The sequence below is a fragment of the Pseudomonas costantinii genome (assembly GCF_001870435.1).
GTDB classification, from domain to species: Bacteria; Pseudomonadota; Gammaproteobacteria; order Pseudomonadales; family Pseudomonadaceae; genus Aquipseudomonas; species Aquipseudomonas costantinii.
This window is the reverse complement of the sequence record NZ_MDDR01000010.1, coordinates 1-17,961: the sequence shown is the minus strand read 5'-3', so window position 1 is coordinate 17,961 and position 17,961 is coordinate 1. Positions and strand designations below refer to the sequence as shown.

At 61.0% G+C, this 17,961-nt stretch carries 11 protein-coding genes; 6 read left to right on the top strand and 5 right to left on the bottom strand.

Features of this window, described 5'->3' with window-relative positions; translation table 11 throughout:
- Positions 1-172: 172 nt before the first annotated feature.
- From BFL40_RS07595 to BFL40_RS07575, 4 genes are all read left to right on the top strand, one after another.
- The gene (locus BFL40_RS07595; protein ID WP_071483379.1) at positions 173-6,442 is read left to right on the top strand and encodes a non-ribosomal peptide synthetase; all 6,270 of its coding nucleotides are present in this window, start codon (positions 173-175) and stop codon (positions 6,440-6,442) included.
- A gap of 597 nt (positions 6,443-7,039) precedes the next feature.
- Positions 7,040-7,345 (top strand): hypothetical protein, encoded by a 306-nt coding sequence (locus BFL40_RS07585; RefSeq protein WP_071483377.1) that lies wholly within the window; start codon positions 7,040-7,042, stop codon positions 7,343-7,345.
- A gap of 53 nt (positions 7,346-7,398) precedes the next feature.
- Entirely contained in the window at positions 7,399-8,247 is an 849-nt protein-coding gene (locus BFL40_RS07580; RefSeq protein WP_071483376.1) for an EamA family transporter, read from the top strand.
- Positions 8,247-9,209 carry a LysR substrate-binding domain-containing protein gene (locus BFL40_RS07575; RefSeq protein ID WP_071483375.1) on the top strand — a complete coding sequence of 321 codons (963 nt, stop codon included), beginning with the start codon at positions 8,247-8,249 and terminating at the stop codon, positions 9,207-9,209. Before BFL40_RS07580 ends, BFL40_RS07575 begins: the two co-directional genes overlap by 1 nt.
- Here the strand turns inward: BFL40_RS07575 and BFL40_RS07570 are convergent.
- The 5 genes from BFL40_RS07570 to BFL40_RS07555 form a co-directional block, all read right to left on the bottom strand.
- Positions 9,161-10,273 carry an LLM class flavin-dependent oxidoreductase gene (locus BFL40_RS07570; RefSeq protein ID WP_071483374.1) on the bottom strand — a complete coding sequence of 371 codons (1,113 nt, stop codon included), beginning with the start codon at positions 10,271-10,273 and terminating at the stop codon, positions 9,161-9,163. The two genes, BFL40_RS07575 and BFL40_RS07570, sit on opposite strands and share 49 nt — an antisense overlap.
- A complete protein-coding gene (locus BFL40_RS07565; protein ID WP_235864684.1) occupies positions 10,270-11,244 on the bottom strand; it encodes an LLM class flavin-dependent oxidoreductase in 975 nt (324 codons plus the stop codon). The genes BFL40_RS07570 and BFL40_RS07565 overlap by 4 nt, the downstream gene beginning before the upstream one ends.
- Before the next feature lie 145 nt (positions 11,245-11,389).
- Positions 11,390-11,521, bottom strand: a complete 132-nt coding sequence (locus BFL40_RS34295) for a hypothetical protein (protein WP_256254387.1) — start codon at positions 11,519-11,521, stop codon at positions 11,390-11,392.
- Complete coding sequence (locus tag BFL40_RS07560) at positions 11,518-12,855, bottom strand: LLM class flavin-dependent oxidoreductase (RefSeq protein ID WP_071483373.1); 1,338 nt, start codon at positions 12,853-12,855, stop codon at positions 11,518-11,520. The genes BFL40_RS34295 and BFL40_RS07560 overlap by 4 nt, the downstream gene beginning before the upstream one ends.
- A 57-nt stretch (positions 12,856-12,912) precedes the next feature.
- On the bottom strand, positions 12,913-15,351 hold the full coding sequence (locus BFL40_RS07555) for a TonB-dependent receptor plug domain-containing protein (protein ID WP_071483372.1): 2,439 nt from the start codon (positions 15,349-15,351) through the stop codon (positions 12,913-12,915).
- A gap of 308 nt (positions 15,352-15,659) precedes the next feature.
- On the opposite strand from BFL40_RS07555, the gene BFL40_RS07550 reads away from it, so the two are divergent.
- Positions 15,660-16,655, top strand: a complete 996-nt coding sequence (locus BFL40_RS07550; RefSeq protein WP_071483371.1) for a P1 family peptidase — start codon at positions 15,660-15,662, stop codon at positions 16,653-16,655.
- Positions 16,656-16,757: 102 nt separating this feature from the next.
- The coding region (locus tag BFL40_RS07545) for an IS256 family transposase (protein ID WP_071483370.1) at positions 16,758-17,961 on the top strand (1,204 nt) is incomplete at its 3' end.

Below are 17,961 nucleotides of genomic sequence, written 5' to 3'. Positions count from 1 at the left end.
ACAGTCATTTAATCGTTTCAGCAGTGAACCATCAGCCAAGCCCGTTTTCGTCGGTTCGGATGTCCGGGTTTCGGGTGACAGACACCCCCCGACCCCCATGCTCAAATCCGGCAAATTCGTCGTAATGGGCCACCTTGCGCGGCCAGCGCCTGCCCCTCATGAGAAGGATCTTATGCAGCATTCCTCCAGCCTGCCGGCCAGCTTCCCCCTCACTTGCGCTCAACAGGACATCTGGCTCGACCAACTGCGTGTGGGCGATTCGCCGCTGTACAACATTGGTGGTTATGTCGACTTTGCCGGCGCCGTAGCGCCCGACTTGATCCAGCGTGCCGTCGAGCTTCTGGTGGCTAAGCACGATGCGCTGCGCATTCAACTGCACAGCGACGCCAATGGCTTGCCTCGGCAAACATTCGCCCCTGTGTTGTCGGTGGACGTGGCACTGCATGATTTCTGCGCGCAGCCCGATCCTCAGGCCGCGACCCAGGCATTGATGCACGCGCAAATGGCCCGACCCTATGCCATGGCAGGCGAGCCGCTGTTTCGCTTCTTCCTGGTCAAACTCGACGAAGACCACTACCGCCTCGGCACCCAGGCCCATCACCTGATCCTCGACGGCTGGGGATTTGGCCAGATGCTGCAATCCCTGGCGCACCTGTACACCGCCCTGGAACACGGTCGGCAACCGGAGTCGCTGGCACCGTCCTATATCGACTTTATCGAGATCGACCAGCGCTACCATCAATCCGCCCGTTACGCGCGTGACCGGGCCTATTGGCTGGGAAAATACCAGGTGTTACCCGAGCCGCTCCTAACCCCTCGGCACAACGCCCAAGCGCTGAGCAACACCTTCGTACAGCCCTTTGCGGTGGCGTTGCTCAACCGTATGGAACAAGTCGCCAACCGTTACCAGGCCTCGGCCTTCCATGTGCTGTTGGCGGCGATGTACGTGTATTTCACCCGTACCAGCCAGCGCGATGAGTGGGTGGTGGGGCTGCCGATTCTTAACCGTTCCAACGCACATTTTCGTTCCACCGTCGGTTTGTTTACCCAGGTCAGCGCGGTGCGTTTTCAGTTCAGTGAGTCGTTACCCTTCAGCGCGTTGGTGCGTGGCGTACGCGACCAGCTCAAGCAGGATTTCCGCCATCAGCGTTTCCCCTTGAGTGAGATGAACCGTGAGCTGGGCCTGCGCCGTACCGATCGCGGGCAACTGTTCGACCTGTCGGTGTCCTACGAGCAGGATGACCATGACTTGCGTTACGGCAACGTCCAGGCGCGTGCGATCAAGGTGTCCAACCACCATGAACCGCTGCCGATTGCCATCCACCTGCGCAGCAACCGCTACCAGGACACCGCGTGCCTGCATTGCGTCTACAACGAGGCGTACTTTCAGCACGACGAAGTACAGGCGCTGGCGCAGCGCTTCACTTGGCTGCTGGAGCAAGGGTTGGAAAATACGGCGTTGACGGTCGGTGAGTTTTCCCTGGTGACGCCTGCCGAACAGGCACAACTGCAGCAATGGAATGCCACCGCACAGCCCAATGCCGCACCGCAAACCCTGCACGGGCGTATTGAAGCGCAAGTCGTGCGTACGCCGGACGCCGTCGCAGCGGTGTATCAGGGCCGGCAACTGACTTACGCCCAGCTCGATCAACAGGCCAATGCCTTGGCCCACCGATTGTTGGAGTACGGCGTACAGCCAGATGATCGCGTAGTGGTCCTGGCCCGGCGTGGGCTGGATACTTTGGTGGGGCTGTTGGCGATCCTCAAGTCCGGCGCTTGCTATGTGCCGGTGGACCCGGCCCATCCCGACGAGCGCCTGAATTATTTACTGCACGACAGCGCCCCCGTGGTGGTGCTGACGCAGCACGATTTGCTGCATCGCTTGCCCACATTGGCGGTGCCGGTGATCCAACTGGACCGCCCGACCTTCCACCTTGGCACCTGCCCACGGGTGGCGGTCACCCCGTCGAACCTTGCCTATGTGATCTACACCTCCGGCTCTACGGGGCTGCCCAAGGGGGTGATGGTCGAGCACCACACGGTGTCGAACCTGGTGGACTGGCACTGTCAGGCCTTTCACCTGCACGCGGGCAGCCACACCGCCAGCGTGGCCGGGTTTGGCTTTGACGCGATGGCCTGGGAAGTCTGGCCGGCACTGTGCGTGGGCGCGACGCTGCACCTGCCGCCGGCCCACGATGGCGCGGAAGACATCGACGCGCTGCTGACCTGGTGGCGCGCGCAGCCGTTGGATGTGTGCTTCCTGCCGACCCCGGTGGCCGAATATGCCTTCAGCCAGCGCCTGGAGCATCCGACCCTGCGCACCTTGCTGATCGGTGGCGACCGGTTGCGCGCCTACACGCGGGCGCAGACCTTTGAGGTGATCAACAACTACGGTCCCACCGAAGCCACGGTGGTCGCCACTTCCGGGCGTGTTGAGGTGGGCCAGCCATTGCATATCGGCGGCCCTATCGCCAATGCCCGCGTGTACCTGTTGGATGAACAGCAACGCCCAGTGCCCATCGGTGTGGCGGGGGAGTTGTATGTCGGTGGCAAGGGTGTGGCACGGGGTTATTTGAACCGTCCCGAACTGACGTTGGAGCGCTTCCTCGACGACCCCTTCACCCACGGCCGTATGTACCGCACCGGCGACCTGGCGCGCTGGCTGCCCGATGGCAATCTTGAATACCTGGGCCGTAATGACGACCAGGTGAAAATCCGTGGTGTGCGCATCGAACTGGGAGAAATTGAATCTGCGTTGGCAACCCACCCGGCGATCAAAGAAGCCGTGGTGCAGTTTCGCGAAGGGCAATTGTTGGCATGGTTTATCGAGCATCACGGCGTTGATGTCGAGTCACTGCGTGCCCACCTGCAAGCCTCGTTGCCGGACTACATGCTGCCGGCAGCCTATGTGAAATTGGAAGTCTTGCCTCTTACCGCCAACGGCAAACTCGACCGTAAGGCCCTGCCGGCCCCCACACAGGAAGCCTTTGTCACACGCCTGTTTGAGGCGCCGCGAGCGGGCGTGGAAACCACCCTGGCGCAGATCTGGGCCGAGCTGTTGCAGGTGCAGCACGTGGGCCGCCATGATCATTTCTTTGAACTCGGCGGGCACTCGCTGTTGGCCGTGCAATTGGTGCAGCGCATGCGTCAAGCCGGGCTGCGAGCCGATGTGCAGGTGTTGTTCGGCCAGCCGACATTGGTGGCGTTGGCAGCCGCCAGTGCAGGCAACGAGGTCGAGGTGCCGGCCAATCGAATCCCGGCAGGTTGCTCGCATATCACGGCGGATATGCTCGCGCTGGCCGAACTGGACCCGCCCAGCCTTGAGCGTATCGTCGCCGGTATTCCCGGCGGCGCTGCCAACGTGCAGGAAATCTACCCGCTGGCGCCGTTGCAGGAAGGCTTGCTCTACCACCACATCACCGATGAACGCGACCGGTACCAGCAGCAGGCGATGTTCAGCTTTGCGCGCCGCGAGCAGTTGGACGCGTTTGCCCAGGCCCTGCAACAGGTGATCAACCGCCACGATATCCTGCGCACCAGCCTGGTATGGGACGCTCTTGAACAGCCGATGCAGGTGGTGTGGCGCGAGGCTCAACTGCGGGTTGAGCCGCTGCGCGAACCCTCTCAACCCCTCGACTTGCGCCAGGCCCCGTTGATGGCTCTGGACTACGCGGAAGAGCCGCAGCACCAGCGCTGGATCGCCAGGTTACGCTTCCATCATCTGGTCAATGATGCCACCTCAGTGACGCTTCTGATGGACGAAATCCGCGCGCATCTGCTCGGTCAACAGGCGCAGCTTCCCGTGCCGGTGCCCTACCGCAATGTGGTGGCGCAGAGCCGTTCTCCTGCGCAACAGGCCGCGCATGAGGCGTTCTTTCGTGAGCGGCTGGCCGATGTCGACGAGCCGACCCTGGCGTTTGGTTTGCAGGAGCACCAGGTGGATCGCGCTGAAATTGAAGCATTCGAGCGACCGGTAACCGATCACCTCAACCAGCGCTTGCGAGCACAGGCGCGTGCCCTTGGGGTCAGCGCGGCCAGCCTGTTCCACCTGGCCTGGGCCCAGGTGCTTGGCCGCGTATCAGGCCGTAATGACGTGGTGTTCGGCACCGTGCTGCTGGGCCGCTTGCAGGCGGGCGAGGGCGCTGACCGTGCGCTGGGCATGTTTATCAATACCCTGCCGCTGCGGGTAGGTTTGGTCGGGCAAACCGTGGCCGATGCGCTGAGCGATACCCATACCCAATTGAGCGCTTTGCTGGCCCACGAACAAGCGTCCCTGGCGCTGGCGCAGCGTTGCAGCAGCGCGACGCCGCTGTTCAACAGCCTGCTCAACTACCGTCACACGAGCGCCGACAAGGATGTGAACCTAGTGCCGGGCATCGCCTTGCTCAGCAGTGACGACATCCTCAGTTATCCGCTGATGATCACGGTGGACGACGTCGCGAGCGGCTTGCGTCTAACGGTTATGGCGCCGCGCAAGGTCGGCGCCGAACGACTGTTGGGCTACCTCGATACTGCGTTGAACGGACTCGTGGACGCGCTTGAACACGCCCCTAAAACCCTTCTGCGCGAGGTACAGGTGTTACCCGGCAGCGAGTTGCGCACGCAATTGGTTGACTTCAACAGCACAGAAACCGACGCCCCCCAGACGCTCACCCTGCAGGCGCTGTTTGAAGCCCGCGCACGGCAAATCCCCCACGCTATCGCCGTGCAGGCGGGCGCACGGCAACTGACCTATCGCGAGCTCAATGAACGCGCCAACCAGTTGGCCTTCCACCTGCGCGAGCGCGGGGTGCAGCCCGATTCACGGGTGGCATTGTGCGTCGAGCGCGGTCTGGAACTGGTGGTGGGTTTGCTGGCGATTCTCAAGGCGGGTGGCGCCTATGTACCGCTGGACCCGGGCTTCCCGCGCGAACGCCTCGCCTACATGCTCAAAGACAGCCAACCCGTAGCGCTGCTGGTACACGCGGCCACCCGCGATGTGTCGGGCGAAGTGTCGATCCCGGTCATCGACTTCGACCATTGCAGCTGGAGCCAGGCGCCGACCGGTAACCCGTTGGTTCCAGGCTTGAGCGTCGCTAACCTGGCCTACGTGATGTACACCTCAGGCTCCACGGGCACCCCCAAAGGCGTGATGGTCGAACATCGCGGGCTGTGCAACCTGATGCACTGGGCCTCCCGGTTGTGTCCGAGTGCCGAGGGCGGTGCGTTGTTGCAAAGGGCGCCGTTCAGCTTCGACGGCTCTGTGTGGGAGCTGTTCTGGCCGTTGACCCATGGCATGCGCCTGGTGCTGGCGCGCCCTGACGGTCATCGCGAACCGGCCTACCTGGCGCAGGTGATTCGCGAGCAACAGATTACGGTGATCCAGTTTGTGCCGGCGATGTTGCAGCAGTTCCTCGAACTCGAAGAGTCGGCCCTCTGTACCAGTCTCACCGACGTGTTGTGCGGCGGTGGCGAACTTACCGAAGCCTTGGCCCGTGGCGTACAGGCGCGCTTGCCCAACGTGCGTTTGCACAACGTCTACGGCCCTACCGAAACCACGGTGGACAGCTGCGTCTGGACCCTGGAGCCCGGCGCGCCGGTGCCCGCGCTGCAATTGCCGATCGGCCGGGCGATCAGCAATACCCGTTTGTATGTGCTGGATGAACACGATGTGCCGGTGCCGATGGGCGTCAGCGGTCAGTTGCATATCGGCGGCGTCGGCGTTGCCCGGGGCTACCTGGGGTTGGAACACATGACGGCCGAGCGCTTTATCGACAGCCCGTTTGTGGCGGGTGACCGTTTGTATCGCACGGGTGATCTGGTGCGTTATCTGCCCGATGGCAACCTGGAGTTCCTGGGGCGCAATGACTTCCAGGTCAAACTGCGCGGCGTGCGCCTGGAGCTGGGCGAAATAGAGTCACGCCTGGCGGCGCATCCGGCGTTGCGTGAAGTGGCGGTATTGATTCGCGATGAGCGTTTGGTGGCCTATTTCACCCTGCGCGAGCCGGCGCCGACCCCTCAGGCATTGCGTGCCCATGTGCTGGAGCAATTGCCGGAATATATGGTGCCGGCGGCCTTTGTGCCGCTCGACGCAATGCCGCTCAACCCCGCCGGCAAACTCGACCGCAAGGCATTGCCTGAACCGGGGTTGGATGCGGTGGTCAGCCGTGCCTATGAAGCACCTCAGGGCGAGGTGGAGACTTTGATGTCAGGCATCTGGGCGCAGGTGTTGAAATTGGAACGGGTAGGGCGTCATGACCACTTCTTTGAATTGGGCGGGCATTCGTTGTTGGCGGTAAGCCTGGTGGCGCGGATGCGCAAGGCTGGGCTCGATGTGGATGCGCGGGCTTTGTTCAGCCAGCCGACGTTGGCGCAGCTTGCCGCCAGGGCCGTGACACAGGTACAGCGTGTGGAGGTGCCGCAAACTGCGATCCCCCAACTCAACCGCCGTCGTCGGATCTGACGTTGGAATGCGGTCAATGTGGGGGCTGGGCTTGCCTGTGATGGCGGTGTTCGGGGCGGCGTTTGTCTGGGGGTAGGCTTTTGAGTACATATCCGTTGTTGGGGTAACGGCGGCTATTGGTTACGCCCTTACGGCGTGTCACTTTGCAAAAGCGGCAAAGTAACCAAAACGCTCTTGCCCCACCACTCGGCACCTCGCCTAGGCTCGGTGTGCCCGCACTCCGGCACGGCCAGCGTGGTTAATGGGGCGCCTAAGATCAAAGTCAAAAGCAGAGCACGGCGGCCTGAAAGCCGACCTGAGTGGTGTAGATCAAAAGCTAGATCAGAAGCAGTTGGTGTACGCCGCAGATTTGCTCTTCTGTGGGAGCTGGCTTGCCTGCGATGCAGACACCTCGGTGTATCAGGCACTCGATGGAGCGTCCACGGTGATCTTTACAAACCATGACCAAATGCCACAAGCGATCACGTGATGGTTGTTGTCTGTAGGAAGGGGCTTCCATGACGGATTTTGATGGCAGCCCTGATGAGGTTTCGCTTTTTCCGAACCCGGAAAGCTTAGTTAAATAGTTTCTCCAGCTAACCACCGTAACGGATTGCGATGAGCATTAATCTCAGTAACTTTCGCCAGGAAGTATCTAAAGTCAGGCTTTCAGAAGTGGCATTTGGTGAACTGCTAAGTGTCAAAGCTACGTTCGAATCGGATACCCAAAAAGATCGATTTGATACGAAGTCTGCTTGCATTGATCCGCTTCACGCACAAGTCCTTATTTATGTGGACAACAAGTTTCTCCATACCCGAACGCATTTCATCGATATGAATGCCCCGCGCGCTGAGATTGATGATGCCGAGCTTTTGAACGATCTAAATCGCTACATGTTACGGATGTGGTTACGCAAACAATGATGCCCTGCCGCACATAACGTACAACCTCCAATATCCTCCAAAAGCCGAGCCCCATGGACAACTCCGACATCGCGATCACATTGGTCTTGATTTCCGCCCTTATGCACGCTACTTGGAATGCTGTTGTGCGTGCCGGCAGTAGCCGCTTTGTAACTTTGGCCATGGTCGATGGCACAGCGTTGGTGATCTGCTTGGCCGCGCTGCCATTGGTCAATCTGCCGAGCCTGGAGGTGTGGGGCTATGTGCTGATTTCCGTCGTACTCAATACGGTCTATCGACTATTTCTGATCAAGGCGTATGAGACGGGCGATTTCGGCCAGGTTTATCCGGTGATGCGTGGCGTACCGCCGGTATTGGTTGCGCTGTTCTCTTATTTTCTGCTGCATGAACAGCTGTCGTTTCAGGCGATGGCGGGGGTATTGCTGATTTGTGTGGGAATTATCAGCCTGACGTTTGTACGCAGGATGACTGCCCAGATGTTAAAGCCGATTCTGATGGCGGTGTGCGCGGGTGCGTTCATTGCGTCCTACACAGTTGTGGATGCCAAAGGCGTAAGAGCCAGTGAGACGGTGCTGCAATACATTATCTACCTGACAGTATTCCAAAGCATTCCGATCCCGATGCTGGCATTTTTCAGAAAGCGTGCGGCACTCGCTCAGGCTATTCGCAGCCATTGGCGGGTTGGGATGTTGGGCGGTATTTTTTACCTGGCATCCTACGGCCTGGTGCTGTTCGCGCTTTCGTTGGCCGCGGTGGCCAAGGTCTCAGCACTGCGGGAAACCAGTGTTATTATCGGCGCCATTATTGCCGCGCTATTCTTCCATGAAGGGTTCGGCTGGCGGCGGATGCTTTCAGCGTTCGTCATTGTTTGCGGGATCATCCTGATCAAAGTGAGCACCTGATGGCCCAACGTCCGCCCCCTACGCCGATGCTTCAAGCCTTCGTCTGTGCGGCGAAAACAGGCAGTTTTGCGCGTGCCGCGTCTGAGTTGAACCTCACTGCCAGTGCTATCAGCCATCAAATTGCAGGTCTGGAAGAGTGGTGGGGTGTGCCGTTGTTCGAGCGGCACTCGCGAGGTGTAAAACTCACGATAGCGGGTCAGGCTCTGTTGCCGGTCACTGATGGGTTCTTCAAAGAACTTGATGCTGTGCTGCATTCGCTTAACCCAAGCAAATCCCAGCCGCTTTATCTTTCGTGCACCTCCTCACTCTGTTCCAGCTGGCTGATTCCCAGGATGCACGGTTCTCACACCGAGGCCTCGTTCAATCTTGATCTAGTGTTGACCAGTGCGGACATGAGTAGCGCCAACCTAGGCGCTCATCAATTCGATGTCGCGATTGTGATGGGATATGGCGACTATCCGGATCACCATGTCGAACTGCTGATGCGCGATGCCGTTTTCCCGGTTTGTTCACCCGAGTTTCTGTGTGTGAATGGCGATATTGCGTTGGAGGATATGGCGCGGTACCCGCTGATTCATCGGGTTGATGATCAAGTGTGTCCGGGGTGGGAGTCCTGGTTTGCGTTTCAGGGGCTGGCCGCGCCGCCGTATCACCATGGGCCCAGATTTCCGGACTCCAGCCTGGCGATTAGCCTGGCGGTAAAGGGCGGCGGGATTGCCTTGGGCAGGACGGCACTGGTGTATGACGCGTTGAAGGACGACGCATTGGTGGCGTTGAACACTCCTGTAATGATGTCACCTGCTGCGTACTACATTATTTGCCGAGATGGACGACAGTCGGAGCCGGATATTGCCCGGCTGTTTGATTGGCTCAAGGTCCAAGCGAAGGAGTTTATGTGTGAGGTACACACCCACTACCCACCCATCACGCGCAACAACGGCAACACCTCGGCTCCCACATGAATCGCCTCCTCCAAATGGGGAAAACCCGACAGGATAAAACTGTCCACCCCCAGTTGGTGATACTCCTCGATCCGCTCCGCCACCCGCGCATAACTGCCCACCAGCGCCGTACCCGCGCCGCCGCGCACCAAACCCACCCCGGCCCACAAGTTGGCTGATACTTCCAGTTCCCGCGCGCCCCGGCCACGGCCTTGCATCAGTTGTGTCTGGCGGCTTTGCCCCACCGATTCATACGCTGCCATTTGCCGTTGCGCCTGATCGATGGCGTCTTTGGGGATTTCCTCCAGCAAGCGCTCCACATGCGCCCACGCCGCGTCATCGGTAGGTGCGGCGAACACATGCAGGCGCAGACCGAAGCGCAGGGTGCGGCCTCTGGCTGCGGCGAGGTCGCGCATGCGTTGGATGCGCTCGGCGATCATGGCCGGGGGTTCGCACCACATCAGGTAGGTTTGCCCATGGGCCGCGCCGACGCGTTCGGCGGCTTCGGAGGCGCCGCCAAAATAGATCGGCGGCACCTCGGCACCCGGCGCAATCGGTGTGGGGATGCCGCTACGGTAATAGCGCCCCGGATGCGTCGCAGGTTGACCGGCCCATACCGCTTGGAACACCTGCAGGAATTCGGCGGTGCGCGCGTAACGGTCATCGTGTTCAAGGAAGTCGCCCAGGGAGCGCTGTTCGAAGCGGCTAGAACCGGTCACCACGTGCAACGCCAGACGGTTTTCGCTGAGCAACTGCAAAGTGGCCGCGCGGTGGGCGGTGTAGGCGGGCAGTTCGGTGCCGGGCCGCAGGGTGAGCAGGAATTTCAGGCGACGTACTTCTTGGGCCAGTACGGCGGTGATCAACCAAGGGTCTTCGAAGCCGCTGGCGGTGGGCACCATGATCCCATCGAAACCGGCCTGTTCAGTGGCGCGTACGATCTGGCGCAGGTAGTCCAGGGTCGGTGCGCGTTCGCCTTGCTGGAACAGCCCGACCTTGGGCAGGCCGCTGCTGGTGAGGTGGCGGCCGTCGCCATTGGTGGGCAAAAACCAATCCAATTGGATCGGCGGGCGTACATCAGCGTTCATGGTGCGGGCGCTCCTTGCGCAGTGCTTGTTGGAAAAAGCAGGGGCATGACCTGCTCGCCAAAACGAAGCACCTCACTCACCGATGGCCCGCCTTCCAGGATCAAATGGCTCAAGCCCAACCCGTGCAGTTCGTGCAGGCGCGTGGCGATCTGTTGCGGGGTGCCCACCAGAATCAGCGGTTGCCCAGGGTGCAGTTGCAGCAGGTTCGGATGGACCTCCCATTGGCGCAGCGGATGGCGGGCGCGGGGCAGGGTGGCCAGCGGTTCGTCCGGCAGATCCGGCACTGGTAGCAATCTGGCGGCGGTTTCCCAGGCCAGGTCCTCGCTGTCGCCGAGGATCAGGCCGAAGGTGCAGGCAAAATCCAGGTTCGGTTGAATCTGCCGCCAGCGTTGTATTTCCTTGGCCAGCCACTGTGGATGCCCAGGTGTCAGCAGGCAGGTCTGGGCATGTGCGGCCACCAGCGTATGGCTTTGGCTGTCGTCCAGTACCAGGGGCGGCGCGGGTAATTCGCGACGGGCGACGCCAGCGTGTTCCAGTTGGAAGTATCGGCCTTGATAGTCGAGTCCAGTGTCGTTGGGCGTGAGCAATTGCTGGAGGATTTCCAGGTACTCGCCAATGCGCTCGCTGCGTTGGTCACGGTTGAGCCATTCGCCAAAGGCGCTGCGCTCGCTATTCGGTAGGTGCAACTGCACCCGATGGCCGCTGATCGATTGCAGGCTTTGCAGGGTGGTGGCCAGTGCGGCAGGAAGCATCACCTCCGGCGGCACGCTCACCGACAACTGCAACCGCCGCGTATGTGCGCACAGCGCCGCCGCCACGCCAAGGCTATCGGCACACAACACACCACCGGGAATCCACAGGCCATCGAGACCCGCGTATTCCACGGCCTGGGCCAGTTGAATCCACTGCCCAGGCCGCGCCGCCCAGTCGGGGGTACACAGGGGCATCAGCCAACTGAATTCAAGGGGCATGCGTAAGCTCCATCGATTATCTCCGTACTCCCGCGTAGCAGCTGTCGAGCGCCAGCGAGGCTGCGTTGGGGGCACCGCGTTGTGTCAGATACACTGCTACGCAGCCTAGCCAAGGCTCGACAGCTGCTACGGTGGGCGGTGTCGTTCATCGTTTTTGCCAACCCAAGGCCTGGCCGACGGTGATTTCGCGACCGAAGAGGAATGCACCGCCGTGTGCACTTTGGTCGCTTTGCGGTGCGGCAATCTTCACGTTGTGCCCCTGAGTTCGGCGTTTCATGCGCTTGCTCCGGTGGTAAAGCGATTGGCCGGGCGCGGCAGACCGAGGTTTCCTCGCAGGGTCGTGCCTTCATATTCCAGGCGGAACAGCCCTCGGGCTTGCAGCAGCGGAATCACGCGGTCGACAAACAGCTCGATGGAACCGGGGAAGTACGGGAAGAACACATTGAAACCATCACAGGCCCGCGCCTGGAACCAGGCCTCGAAGTGATCGGCCACGTCCTCGGCAGTGCCGATCACCGGGTTGCCGCCAGCTAGGCGCAGGTACAACTGGCGAATGCTCAGCTGTTCGTCGCGCGCCAGCTCCAACACTTTGTCTCGGCGGCTGCCGCGCTGGCCTACCGGGGTTTCCGGCAATGGCCCGTCAAGGTCATGGCCCGACAGGTCAATGTCATCACCTAGGGTGTCGGCCAGCAAACGCAGGCCCAGCACCGGGTCGATCAATGCCTGGAACTCTTCGAACAGCGCCTGGGCCTGTTCGCGGGTGTCGGCGATAAACGGGGTGACGCCGGGCAGGATCTTGATGTGGTCCGGGTCGCGATCGAAGGTGGCCGCGCGTTGCTTGATGTCCTGGTAAAACGCCTGGGCACTCTCCACGTTATGGGCATGGGCAAAGATCAGTTCGGCAACACGCGCGGCGAGGTTCTTGCCCGGCTCGGACGCACCCGCCTGCACCAGCACCGGGTGGCCTTGGGGCGGGCGTGCGACGTTGAGTGGGCCGCGCACGGAAAAGTGGTCGCCGCGATGGTTGAGGGTGTGCAATTTGGCTGGGTCGAAATACTCGCCGCTGGCCTTGTCGCGGGTGAAAGCGTCGTCGTCCCAGCTGTCCCACAGGTCCTTGACCACGTCATGGAATTCTTCGGCGCGTTGGTAACGGTCGCCGTGATCGACGTGATGCTCGCGGCCGAAATTCCAGGCTTCGTCGGAAACTACGGAGGTCACCAGGTTCCACGCGGCACGCCCTTTGGACAGGTGGTCCAGGGAGGCGAATTTACGCGCGATATGGTACGGCTCGTTGTAGGTAGTGGTGGCAGTGGCGATCAGGCCAATGTGGGTGGTGACGGCGGCCAGGGCCGACATCAATGTCAGCGGCTCGAAGTGTTCGGCACGGGCGGTACGGCTCAGGGCATCGTGATGGTGACCCCACAACGCGACCACATCGGCGATAAACAGCGCGTCGAACTTGCCGCGCTCGGCGGTCTGGGCGATCTGTTTGAAATGTTCGAAATCCAGGCTGGCGTCGGCCTGGGCCAGGGGGTGTCGCCAGGCGGCGACGTGGTGACCGCTGTTGGCAAGAAAAGCCCCCAGCTTGAGTTGATCGGTGCGGCGGGTCATGAACAGGCTCCCATCAAAGTCAGGCACAGGGCCAGTGAACCGGCCCTGTGGTCTGGGTCAGAAGTTGTAGGTCACGCCGGTGTACCAGTAGCCGCCGGTGGTGCCGTAAGGCGAGAAGTTGCCGTAGGGGAAGGCGCCCGAGCTGCTGGCCAGCTTGGTGCGTTCCGGGTACTGGTTGAACAGGTTGTTGGCACCGGCATTCAGGGTGACCGCCTTGGTCAGGTGGTAGTCCACGTTCAGGTCGGTGATCCACGCCGGAGAGAAGGTGCGGTCGAAGGCTGCGGCGGTGCCGTACTGGGTGTACTCGCCGTAGCGGGTCAGGTTCAGGCCGACTTCGAGTTTTTCATAGGTCCAGGTCGTGCCCAGCAGCAACTTGGATTGCGGCAGGCCGTACTTGAGGTTGCCCTGGCGCTGGCGATCGTAGCCACCATCTGGGCCGAGTGCTTGGGTGGCGACGGCGGAGGCGTGGATGTCATCGATCTGGGTGGTGTTCCAGTTGAAGCCTGCGGAATATTTCAGGTTGCCCCAGGCGCCGATGTCCTGGCGATACTCACCGACCAGGTCGACGCCACGCGTGGTGGTGTCGAGTGCGTTGGTGAAGTAGGTGACCGCCTGGTTCGGGTTAAGCCCGGCCGCCGCGAGGATCGCACTGATCTGTGGGGTACCGCCAAGGTAGCCGGTCTGGGCGATGCGGTCCTTGATTTTGATCTGGTAGGCATCGAGGGTGATGCTGGTGGCATCGGTGGGTTGCAGGGTCAGGCCGAGGCTGAAGTTGGTCGACTTCTCGGGCTTGAGGTTGGTCGCACCGAGGGCCTTGGCCACATCGGAGTTCACCGCCACGTTGCGGTAGTCGAACAATTGGCCGTTGACGCTGGTTTGCGAGGTGGAGCTGTAGATCTGCTGGGCCAGCGACGGTGCGCGGAACCCGGTGCTGAAGGTGCCGCGGACCGCGAGGATCGGCGTCAGTTGGTAGCGGGTCGAGAACTTGCCGTTGGTGGTGGTGCCGGAACCGTCGTTGTAGTGCTCGTAGCGGCCCGCCAGGTCAACGTGCCATTTGTCGGTGAAGTCCTGGCCGATTTCGCCGTAGCCGGCCAGGCTGATGCGGCTTTTTTCGGCGGCGTCGGCGGGGGTGGTACCGGCCCCGGAAATGGTTCCCGGCGCAATCAGCGCGCCATTGGCGCCGGTGGTGAACGGCCCGCTGGCGTAGGAGGCGAGGTCACCCTTGCCGATCTTGTAGTCTTCGTAGCGTTGTTCCAGACCCCAGGAAATCTGCGTCGGCTTGTACAGGCCAAGGTCGAAGGCGCGGGTCAGGTCGAGGTTGTTGGTCCATTGGCTGAAGGTCTTCACGCCAGTGTCCACTGAGGTCGGCGACGTCGGGCCATAGCTCAAGTTATAGGTGTCGGTCAGTGTGGCCCGCGCATGGTCCTGGCCATAGGTGCTGGACACGTCATAGTCCCAGCCGGCGGCCTGGCCCTTGCCACCGACAGCAACCTGGAAGTCATCTTCGATGAAGCGCAGGTTGTCTTCGATGCCTTGCGGGTACGGGGTCTGGATACCGTTGAAACTTGATGGCTGGTGGAAGGCCAGGGGTTTTTCCGCGTTGCGGTGGGTGTAGGTGGAGAACGAATACAAGGTCAGGGCGTCGTCCACCGGCAGCTCGGCGTTGTAACCCAGGCTGAAGTTCTTCGCCTCAGGCAGGCCGGTGCCGTAGTAGGTGTGGCGCTGGCTGGTGTTGCCGGAGGCGTCGGTGTACGGCGCGTCGTCGGAACGGTCGGAGACGTTCTGCTTTTTCACATCCAGGGCCAGGTTGATAAACCCGTCGTTGGGCAGGGCCAGGCCGACGTTGCCGGTTTGGCGTACGGTTTCGCCGTCGCCGTTTTCAAAGTTCTGGCCGTAGCTGGTGGACAAGCTGCCACCGTGGTCGCTCTGCTTGAGCACGATGTTCACCACGCCGCCAATTGCATCCGAGCCGTACTGCGCCGAGGCGCCGTCACGCAGCACTTCGACGTGATCCACCAGGGCGGTGGGGATCATGTCCAGGTCCACCGGTTGCGAGCCGGAGTTGAGGTAGGTGCCGTTGTTCAGCAGCGCGCTGTTGTGGCGACGTTTGCCATTGACCAGCACCAACACTTGGTCGCCGTTCAAGCCTCGCAGGCTGATTGGGCGAACCACCGAGGTGGAGCCGAAGCCCGACGAGGCCGGTTGGTTGAGAGATGGCAGCACCTTGCTCAGGGCTCGGGTCAGGTCACCTTGTCCGGTGGCCAACAGTTGCTTGGAGGAAATCACATCCACCGGCGCCGGGCTCTCGGCCAGGGTGCGCGCCTGGCCACGGTTGCCGATCACCACCACGGTGTCCAGCGGGTTGTCGCTGGCCGGGGCGTCGGCGGCGAGGGCCAGGCTGCTGTAGCTCGCAGCCTCGCACAGGGCGAGGAACAACAGGGTGTGGGTGAAGACCTTGCCGGGTTGCCGGCGGCCGACGGCGCGCGATGCATTCATGATGGGAAACACTCCAATGGGTTAAGGCGTTGGGCCTTGATCTAGGTCGGCTTGTTGGGTTCAAGCTCTGGTAAGTGGCTGGAGAGCAAGGGCTGTGCCATCTAGTAAATCTGTTTAAAAACAACGAGTTGTGATGGTGTTAAGAGCGGGGTTGGTGTTTTTCTAACAGGCAGGAGGGCAGGGTGTTGGTTTTTGTGCAGGGAGTTTTTCCATGACCCGAGTTATGCGTCGCAATGCCGGGACTGCGCTGCTTGGCACACGCCTTGCTCACCCCACGCCATACCTAAACCCAAGGAAGCTTTTTCTGTATGCCTAGACCTGGCCCGCGCAACGCCCTCACCGATATCCCAGGCCTCACGGTCGGCCACGCCACAGACCTGCACGTCGACACCGGCGTCACGGTGATCCGCCCCGATGGTTTCTGGACCGCCAGCATCGACATTCGCGGCGGCGGCCCAGGCGGGCGCGAAACCGCCGCATTGGAACCGGAAAACATGGTCGGTCAGCTCCACGCCCTGGTGTTTGCTGGCGGCTCGGTATTCGGCCTGGGGGCGGCGGATGCGGTGGCGGCGAAACTGTCCCAGGATGAAGTGGGCCTGCATTTGAAACCCGGTGCGCCGGCGATTCCCATCGTGCCTGCCGCCGTCTTGCATGACCTGGCCAATGGTGGTGACAAGGATTGGGGCCTGGAGCCGCCTTATCGACGCCTGGGCTTTGAAGCGCTGGCCAATGTCGGTGAAGATTTTGAACTGGGCTCGGTCGGCGCTGGTCGTGGGGCCATGGCGGGGGTGTTGAAAGGCGGGTTGGGCACGGCATCGCTGGACTTGGGCGATGGGTTGATCGTCGCGGCGCTGGTGGTCGCGAATCCGATTGGCTCGGTGTATATGCCCGACGGTAAAACTTTCTGGGCCTGGCCCTGGGAGGTGGCGGGGGAGTTTGGTGGTCAGCGGCCGGAGGAGGTGATGGATTGCAGTGATCCGATGCCTGAGTTGTCACGCCTGGATTCCATGGGCCGTTTGCAGGCTGGGGCGAATACCACGCTGGTGGTGGTCGCGAGTACTGCGCGGTTGACGGTTGCTGAGTGCAAGCGTGTGGCGATCATGGCGCAGGATGGGATTGCGCGGGCGGTGCGGCCGGCGCATTTGCCGTTTGATGGGGATACGGTTTTTGCGTTGGCGTCGGCGGCGGTTGAGTTGACGGACGGGCCGCGGCGGCAGGTGGAGATTGGGTGTATTGGGGCCGCGGCGGCGGATTGTGTGGCGCGGGCGATTGCTCGGGGGGTGTTTTTTGGGCGGGCTGGGTGAGTGTATATCCGTTGCTGCGGTAACGGCGGCTTATGGTTTCGCCCTTACAGGGGACTGTCATAAATTTTGTGTTCGGGCATAACATGTTGAAGAGGTGCATGTATGCCGACCAAAAAGAAACCGGCCCGTGAGGCCCAGCGCGACCTTCCATCGATTCCAAAAGAGCTGATCGACCAGTTCGTCAGTGGCCCGATGAGTGCCGAAGCCATTCAGGACGCCTCGATGGCGTTCAAAAAGGCGCTCATCGAACGAGCCCTCGGTGCCGAACTGGGTCATCACCTTGGCTATCCTCAGGGCGCGGAGCGCCCTGAGGAGTCGAGCAATCAGCGCAACGGAAAAAGCGGTAAGACAGTGTTGACCGATGACGGCCCACTTCGCCTGGATATTCCCCGAGATCGCGATGGAAGCTTTGCGCCGATCTTGATCCCCAAGCATGAACGCCGTTTTACCGGCTTTGACGACAAAATCATTGCGATGTACGCCCGAGGCATGACGGTGCGTGAGATCCGTGCGTTTCTGTCGGAACAGTACGGAACAGACGTCTCGCACAACTTCATCAGCTCGGTGACCGACGCCGTTTTGGAGGAAGTCACCGCTTGGCAACAACGGCCGCTTGAGCCGATGTACCCAGTGATTTTCTTCGATGCCTTACGCGTCAAAATTCGCGATGAAGGTTTGGTACGTAACAAGGCTATCTACTTGGCGCTGGGTGTTTTACCAGACGGCACGCGAGATATTCTGGGCATTTGGATTGAGACAACCGAAGGCGCTAAGTTCTGGATGAAAGTCTTCAATGACCTGAAGATCCGGGGTGTCGAGGACGTCTTGATTGCGGTAACTGACGGTCTGAAAGGCATGCCCGAAGCCCTGGCTGCAGTGTTTCCTGACGCGACATTGCAGACCTGCATCGTTCATCTGATCCGTAACAGCCTTGAGTACGCACCGTGGGATAAGCGTCGCGAACTGGCAAAAGCACTGAAGCCGATCTATCAAGCGCTTAACGCGGACACGGCCGAACAAGCGCTTCTGGCCTTCGAAACAGGGCCTTGGGGCAGGCAATATCCGACGGTGGTAGCTGCTTGGAAGCGCGCTTGGGATCGCGTCATTCCGTTCTTCGTGTTTCCCCCGGCGATACGAAAAGTGATCTACACAACGAACGCCATCGAGAGTATCAATGCTCAATTGCGAAAGATCATTAAGACCCGAGGCCACTTCCCGACGGACGAAGCAGCGACAAAGTTGATCTGGCTGGGCTTACGCAATATCACTGCGAACTGGGGCAGCGCAGCTCATGATTGGAAGAATG